General features: G+C 49.8%; 7 protein-coding genes. 1 reads left to right on the top strand and 6 read right to left on the bottom strand.

Translation table 11 applies throughout. The features are described 5' to 3' along the window. Positions 1 to 1,749 precede the first annotated feature (1,749 nt). Positions 1,750 to 2,298 carry a PH domain-containing protein gene (locus JE47_RS21120; protein WP_051871211.1) on the bottom strand — a complete coding sequence of 183 codons (549 nt, stop codon included), beginning with the start codon at positions 2,296 to 2,298 and terminating at the stop codon, positions 1,750 to 1,752. Between the two features lie 43 nt (positions 2,299 to 2,341). On the opposite strand from JE47_RS21120, the gene JE47_RS22460 reads away from it, so the two are divergent. Beyond that, positions 2,342 to 2,476 carry a hypothetical protein gene (locus tag JE47_RS22460; RefSeq protein ID WP_269078004.1) on the top strand — a complete coding sequence of 45 codons (135 nt, stop codon included), beginning with the start codon at positions 2,342 to 2,344 and terminating at the stop codon, positions 2,474 to 2,476. Between the two features lie 9 nt (positions 2,477 to 2,485). Here the strand turns inward: JE47_RS22460 and JE47_RS21125 are convergent, their stop codons facing one another. The 5 genes from JE47_RS21125 to JE47_RS0118820 all read right to left on the bottom strand — a co-directional run. After that, positions 2,486 to 2,962, bottom strand: a complete 477-nt coding sequence (locus tag JE47_RS21125) for a hypothetical protein (RefSeq protein ID WP_051871212.1) — start codon at positions 2,960 to 2,962, stop codon at positions 2,486 to 2,488. 657 nt (positions 2,963 to 3,619) lie between these two features. Further along, on the bottom strand, positions 3,620 to 4,636 hold the full coding sequence (locus tag JE47_RS0118805; protein WP_051871213.1) for a DNA-methyltransferase: 1,017 nt from the start codon (positions 4,634 to 4,636) through the stop codon (positions 3,620 to 3,622). Then, a complete protein-coding gene (locus JE47_RS0118810) occupies positions 4,636 to 5,550 on the bottom strand; it encodes a HEAT repeat domain-containing protein (RefSeq protein ID WP_031461229.1) in 915 nt (304 codons plus the stop codon). The genes JE47_RS0118805 and JE47_RS0118810 overlap by 1 nt, the downstream gene beginning before the upstream one ends. Positions 5,551 to 5,754: 204 nt before the next feature. Beyond that, positions 5,755 to 6,120: a hypothetical protein gene (locus JE47_RS0118815; RefSeq protein ID WP_031461230.1), complete on the bottom strand. Its 366-nt coding sequence runs from the start codon at positions 6,118 to 6,120 to the stop codon at positions 5,755 to 5,757. A 155-nt stretch (positions 6,121 to 6,275) separates the two neighbouring features. Then, positions 6,276 to 7,188, bottom strand: a 913-nt coding sequence (locus tag JE47_RS0118820; protein WP_236631308.1) for a restriction endonuclease, incomplete at its 5' end; no start/stop codon positions are given.

The raw sequence follows: 7,188 nt of genomic DNA on the forward strand, positions 1-7,188 counted from the left end.
TGGAGGCTGGATGTGCCGGTTGTGTGGGGCTCAGGATAGCTTTCTTGGGTTGCACATCGCGAAGGGTCACTCATTTGGATAAGTAGAAGAAAATTGAGCAAGGCCATACACAGTAACAATGAGCTGGCTCTGAATAGAGGTCGAACGTGTGCGTAACGCTTTGGCATCGCTCTCTCCTTCCAAATTATGGAACAAGAAAGTGGAAGGCCATCTTGATCACCTTCAGCCTGTCCACCCAAACGAAGTTATCCAGTTGGAAGATTGAGTCAATGGTATCTGCGCCATCGGTCCCCCCGTGACCTGCACCAGATAAGCCAAGGACTGGAGGCGGAGGTACTTAAGAACAACCAGCCACTTTCCTTCCGGCGACCAGGCTTAAGGAATCAAGAATTTGTCTCCATTATAGGCTCTGTTGGTATCACGTGCCTCTGGCCCGTTCGTAGATCAATCCGCTCCAGGTGAGCTGGCTGCCCGGGCTGGGAAGGGATATGAACGAAAATACTCTGGGCAGCGGGAGACCAGACTGCGGCATATTGATTGAGAGGCTGGTCTCCTGTTGCTCCGCTCACGATTGTCTTTTGCTCTTGCCCATCTACACGGAGCACAATAAGGGCGTATTGACCTTTATCCAAAACCTTAAGGAGGACTTTGGTCCCATCCGGCGAAAGTGAAGCGCTCTGGATGAGGTACTGGGAAGGGAGGGAGGCCTGAAACCGGGTTAATCCGTCGGCCCTGTCTACCGTCCAAAGCTCCCATTGACCCTGAAGGGTTCCTATCGCATAATAGAATTGCCGCCCATCCACGGACCAACCGAGTGGTTGGAGGCCATAAGCAGGTTCATCACTCAGCAACAGCCTCTGTTCTGTTCCATCGGCTGTTACCAGGTAGAGTTCTGTCCGAAATGGTACGTGCGGGTTCTTGGGGTTCTCCAGTGCAACCAAGCGACCAAATACTAAAGCGCGACCGTTAGGCGTCTACATAGCCAGGCAACCTACCTGATTTGCTATATGATGAAGGCCTGTACCGTCCAGGTCAATCACCCACAGTTTCCTTCCGGCAGTTCGTGCAGCTCTCTCGCTAGCATTAGGAGTGATGACAAGGCAAGCAATCTTATCCCGGTCAGGAGAAACAGCCCCTTACACGCCATAACCTACCTTATGGGCGAAGGTGGTAAGTACTCTCCGCAATGTCGGATTCGTGGCGCTAGCCAGCCAGATCGTCGTGGTTCCAGAAAGAGCGTCTGTTTCTCCATACACCATTCAGGCCGGGTGGCAGCGGCCCTGATGGTGTGGGCACAGATGTGGAGTGTATGAAAAGCTGGCGGTGTGATAGTCGCCTATGGCTTAGATACTGCGATTGACGTTCCAGATGGCGTCGGAGTTTTCGGCATTGGATAGGGCAGCGAGGTAACGGTCATCGTAGGAGGTGAAGGCTTCGGTAGGATGGTGGGCGATGGTATCATGGGTGTGGGCTTTGGGGGATGCGTTGGCGTCTCGATAAGGGATTGGAAGGTTTGAAATCCCAGTTGCGCTCCCTCCCGCAGCTGGTTCAGGGTCATGGAAAGAACCACTGCCAGGCCTACAAGCACCAGCAGGCCCAACAAACTTCCTACGATGGTGAACATGCGTTTCATGCTGCGCTTCCAATCGATTCGTGTATGCGCTCCGCTGCAAGTTCGGTCACGCACACAGCGGCCTAACGGCCCGCGCATCACCTGTGTCGCGAAGCGCAATCGGCTCGATGCGCATATTAGCTGCCTTCTCGTTGAGGAGTTCCCTGCTGCCCAGGCTGAGCATCAGCTTGCATATAATGCTCAACAATTTGGGTTATCTTCTTGCGGACTTTAATGGGTTCAACAATTGCTCTAAAACTCTCTCGTGTACCTCCCGTTCCGGTAACCGTGACCGTTCCGAAGTTCAACAATCTGCCCAGTATGTTCTGGTGTACCGAGATACTTTCCACTTTGGGCAACAATATCTCGAGCGTATGTCTGCGAATAAGGCCCCTTTTGGCAATCACACGCTGGTTCGTGACAGCAAATTCGGTTGTAAGGAGAATGATCAACGCCTGAACTCCTAGAAAAATCGAGGATAGGAAAAACCATATGGCAGTTAGCAACAAGAACCCCGCAAGTAACCCCGATGTCATATCACCTTTACCACCTGTCATAAGGGCGTAAACAACGAAGCCGACGCTCACTACGAAAGAAAACACTGAAGGTAAAAACACAGCAGGATGCACATTGGCAGTAAAAAGGACCTTTTCGTTCGGCATTAGATTGTCTTGGATGTAGCCCATAGTCAATTCTCCCGGTTCGTTACTCAGTTATGCCTATCGAACAATGCCTGCTTGCTCTCTTGAATTCAAGAAGACGGCTAACGGCTCGCGCATTAGCCGTCGCGAGCGAGCGAAGCGCTGTTGGCTGGAAGCGCGTGTTGAGCGGCTCCTGGCAATTGCGGCTTTTCTGGAACTATAATCTTCCTGCTTAACCAAAGATGCCGAGAATATCCCAACGGTCTTTCCACGGTTCAAGTCTGCGCTCATCAATCGAGTGGTGCGTTGAATCGGGATTCCCAGGACGTATTCCACCGTGTTTGTTCAGATATGCCTGATGTGTTTTGTAGATATTATCTTTTATCCACCATTCTGGCACAATCCAGTAGCGTGGGGGTGTGTTGGCATCACCCAAATTGACAAACACCCAAAAGTGAGTTTCATCGGCGTTTGGAGACATTGGCTGACTACCAACGATACTTGAATGCCAGTTTTTCTTACCGCTCTTCGTCTTCACTTGAATGTAAACGGTGCGGCTGCTATCGCAGTTGGACGCAATGATGTCGATCTTGGGCATATTTCCAGCAACAGTCACGGCAAATGCACCGCGTTTGTTTCGTTCAGCCGCGACAAAATACTCGCCCGCTCGCGCAACTTGTTGAATGCTTGATCCACGTGACTCTGCCACTACAGAATACTCCTGTACTGTTCAGATACGTGTTGACATAGCCCAATGATAGCACAAAACAGTTCTTCCCACCACGCTTCGTCTTCACTTGAATGTAAACGGTGCGGCTGCCATCGCAGTTGGACGCAATGATCGATCTTGGGCATATTTCCAGCAACAGTCACGGCAAATGCACCGCGTTTGTTTCGTTCAGCCGCGACAAAATACTCGCCTGCTTGCGCAACTTGTTGAATGCTTGATCCACGTGACTCTGCCACTACAGAATACTACTGTCCAGATACAGCCGTCCAACGGCTTGCGGTTCAGCCGCCCCACGCAAGGTACCGCATCCCACACCACCAAGCCCGCAAACAAGATGACACGCGGGATCGAGCCGAAGGCGTTCGACTGGATGCGCTTGTTATGCGGCGTGCGGATTGGGCAAAGCCAACGCACCCTGCCGCGCACACCCGCCCGCCACACGCACCCGTACACACGACGCTGCGTGCACGTTGACGTCAAGAAGCACGTGCCTGAACGCGACACAGATCGCACACGCCACTTTGCATTCTGCTGGTGACGCGCCGTATAAACTGAGCTGAGCCGCCGTGCGGAGCGTCAGCGGAGCAACGTGGGCTCTAGCGCGAGGTTAGTCCGCCGTACTGTGGTTATGCACTCCTACGATGTCTCATATTCGCCCGTCTCCTCCAAAAGATATTGCTGCATTGTTCCCTGCGGAATAATGATCCCCTTTGTGCCTTCAGTGATAAGCTCACTATACAAATCCCTCACGGCATCTTCTTCGGCTCCGTTAAGAAAGCGGAACGCTGACGTCGCAAGGTACGACCGATCAATCTCAAAAGCAATCCATCTTCGCCCCAAGGCTTCCACCACTGCGCCTGTCGTGTTAGAACCAGCAAAAATGTCTAAAACGGTATCTCCTACATCGGTGAGAAAGTGGATAAAAAACTCTGGGAGCTTCTCAGGGAACCTGGCCGGGTGACTATTGATGCCAACAATCTGACAGCATCTGAGGTATCGCGAGTTGCTCTCAGTATTAGGAATTTGAAGAAGATTTGGCGGGATCGCTCCACCCTTATCCTCCGCAAAACGGCTACTGATGTCGTGTCCAGACGGTCTCTTCTTAGGTGAATAGTATTTGTCGCTGTTCTGCAGCAGAAGCTTCATTCGCTCAGAATAAGGCAGCAGAACTTTGGTAATATCAGCCTTGGGAAAGTCCGTCTTAGAAAACCACCATATGGTATTGACTGCGTCCTTTGCGCGAATTTTGCGTTTGTTCACCCACTCTATAGGGGATGGTAATTTGGATGGGTTAAACCAGAAGAACTCCTCGGCAAGATTCCAGCCTAGGTCGTCACACATTCTGATGAGAACGCGATAATTATAGAGCGAGCGAACCGGTCTCCCTCTGCGGTAAGCACCTCCAAGGTCCAGTACAAAACTGCCTGAGCTTTTAAGTACACGTTTTATTTCGATGGCGAACGATAAAAGCCAATCTACATACTCATCCTGATCAACATTACCATATTCTTTCTGACGTTGCAGAGCAAACGGTGGCGACGTGAGCACAAGGTCAATGCTCTCATCAGGAAGCCCCTGCAGCAGCTCAAGAGCATCGCCGACATAGGCTGCTCCATAACGAGTCGTATATAGCGGCTCCGGCAGAGATTCCATCAGTATTCCTCCAGGTTGTAGACCCAACTCGTCATAATTTTCCACAGGACTGTTACGGCGAAATATACCTCTGAGTCTCGCGCCCTCAGTTTCTCTATCTGGTTGATGTATCTTTGCTGATCTTGTGTGCCAAGGATGTATGATACCCAATGACGGACGTCCTCATCATCGGTGAGTGCGTTGAGCAAGTCCTCAAGTTTGAAGTTCCCTGACTTGCTCAATGACTTGCTCAATGCCCAAGCTATTCCCGGCCGTTTATCTGGAGCAGCCCGAGGAAACTCTTTCACGATCTCTCCGGTAAAACGTGAGGCCAATTTCGCGAGAGCTCTGGCGGCCTCGATGCGAATACCCTCATCCACGGCAGAAAAGCTATCGATCAGAACATGCAGAGCCAAGCTGTTGTCAAGTTCACCGAGCGCCCAAGCAGCTCCGGCGCGAATTTCAGGATGTTGCTGGTTATCACTCACAACGCGGCATAACAGTCTGCAAGATGTATCGTTCAGGATCTCTCCCAAAACAATAACAGCTTCCAGTCTATTTTGGAGATAGTCATCTGTCAAACATCGTTCAATGAACGACCACCCTTGTTCTTCATTGTGACGAGCAAGGCCTGCGGCTGCTTCAAGCCTTACATAGATGTGCTCATTGCCCGCATTGACCCTATCAATGAGCGCCTTGGAAACACTCGCTGATTCGAAGGTGGATAAAGCTTTTGCTGCGGTGTATCGCTTGCTCAGAGACGGGCTTAAAAGCTGAGCAATATAATAATCCTTCTGATCGGTTTTTCGCGAGCAGGGGAATTGCTTGACTACAGGGATGACTGCTGCGAGCAGTTGATGTTCAGAAATGACATCTCCTTCACGAACAAGAGGATTCAGATGAAGCCCTTGCTTAGACAGGCTCAATGTGATCATTCTACTATCGTTTTGTCTGCGATATTGAATGCGATCGTTGGTAACGGTCTCAACGATACCTGCAGATTTCGCAACTGCGGCAGGCCAACTGATTCTGGTCTCGAATCCTTCTTCCGCACCTTTTGGTTTCACGAGAACAATAAGGTTGTTTCTCTGGGCAGAACGGAGATCATGAACGGAGATATACTGGACAAGCTCATCGGCTTACCAGTCTATTGGCCTGTCGCTAACCCGCCTGCAAATCACCAATGCTACAAAGTCGCTGTCGTTAAGGCCATAATCCCAACCTCGTTCTGGATCGGACAACGAATGCGACATAGAGATTTCAAAAGTAGTCTTGGCTCTGGATTCGACCCTACGACCACAAGCTACGCAGAGAATATCAGGCACCCTGATCCGCTTAATCTTGATATTCTTCCAAATTTTGAAGCTCATTGAGCCACGCTCAAGTTCGAGGGGGTTGTGCCCTTGAGCTCTCAGATGCTCAAAGACTCGATGTGTCCCTACCGCACCCATCGAAATCTTCTCAAGAAAGCTGACATCAGATTTGAACGCCCAACGGTTGGCCATTATCCACCTTAAACTTCTCTTACATGCATTGCTTACACCCGCACGTACAAGATCGCACAGCTCATCACAGCAGGCGGGCTAACGGTCTGCGCTTCACCTGCGCCGCGAAGTGCAGCGGAGCGGCGTCAGGTGAAGCGCGTTTTAGCCAGCCCCTTTTACCCATTGCCAAAGTAATCCGAATCAACTCGTTTAAGTTGGTAAGTCGTTACTGTAGTAACACCTACATCGTAGTCTATCATTAACTCAGCTAGACGTTTTCCGTCAATCAGGACAATCTTAGCATCAATGCTTGATACATATTCCACAGCTTCTTTAGAAAACGATGAAGTTGTAATAAAGATTCCTTTCTTCGTTCGTTTCCCCATAAGTGCTCCAACAAACTTCTGTATCTCAGGTCTTCCCACAACATTGTCCCATCTTTTGGCTTGTATATAGATGGTGTCAAGCCCAAGTCTATCTTCATCAATAATGCCATCTATCCCCTCATCGCCTACTTGTCCTACTGCTCTTGCCGCATCACGACGCGACCCCCCGTATCCCATACTTACAAGAAGCTCGACCACAAGACGTTCAAAAAACGAAGGAGAGCTTTGCTTGACCAATCCCAACAGTTCTTGAGCTAAACCGTCTCGTATTTCTTCATAGGCATCTTCAAGAATTTCTTCTGGTGTTTTCTCTTCTTCATTGTTCCTTGATTCTTTGGGTCTGCGACGCACACCCTCGCGTTCTCGGAATTCAACATATTCAGGAAATTGCTCGAGAAATCTCATATCAATTCGTGATGGATTACTTGCCAGTACTTGCTTACCACGCTCAGTTATTCTGTAATATGAGCGGCGTGACATTTCAAGAAGTCCCGCTTTAGTCAAATAAGTTCTGGCCCAACCTACCCGATTGTAAAAGATTGTCTGCTTGCCGCTGGGTAACAAAGTGTTTAACTCATCTTGACTAAGAGCAAATTTCTTAGCAAGGGTACTCATTGAATCCTGAACGGAGTGCTCTTGCTCGTCACTAAAACATTGCAAGAGCGGAAGCATAATCGTTTGGAAATTTGGTATTGACATATTT

It is taken from the genome of Chloroflexus sp. MS-G (genome assembly GCF_000735195.1).
Taxonomy (GTDB): domain Bacteria; phylum Chloroflexota; class Chloroflexia; order Chloroflexales; family Chloroflexaceae; genus Chloroflexus.

What these genes read in the sequence shown, in the direction of transcription:
- JE47_RS21120 (WP_051871211.1), bottom strand. Translation starts at nt 2,298, where the DNA reads ATGGGCTACATCCAAGACAATCTAATGCCGAACGAAAAGGTCCTTTTT.
- JE47_RS22460 (WP_269078004.1), top strand. Translation starts at nt 2,342, where the DNA reads ATGCCTGCTTGCTCTCTTGAATTCAAGAAGACGGCTAACGGCTCGCGC.
- JE47_RS0118805 (WP_051871213.1), bottom strand. Translation starts at nt 4,636, where the DNA reads ATGGAATCTCTGCCGGAGCCGCTATATACGACTCGTTATGGAGCAGCC.
- JE47_RS0118810 (WP_031461229.1), bottom strand. Translation starts at nt 5,550, where the DNA reads ATGATCACATTGAGCCTGTCTAAGCAAGGGCTTCATCTGAATCCTCTT.
- JE47_RS0118815 (WP_031461230.1), bottom strand. Translation starts at nt 6,120, where the DNA reads ATGGCCAACCGTTGGGCGTTCAAATCTGATGTCAGCTTTCTTGAGAAG.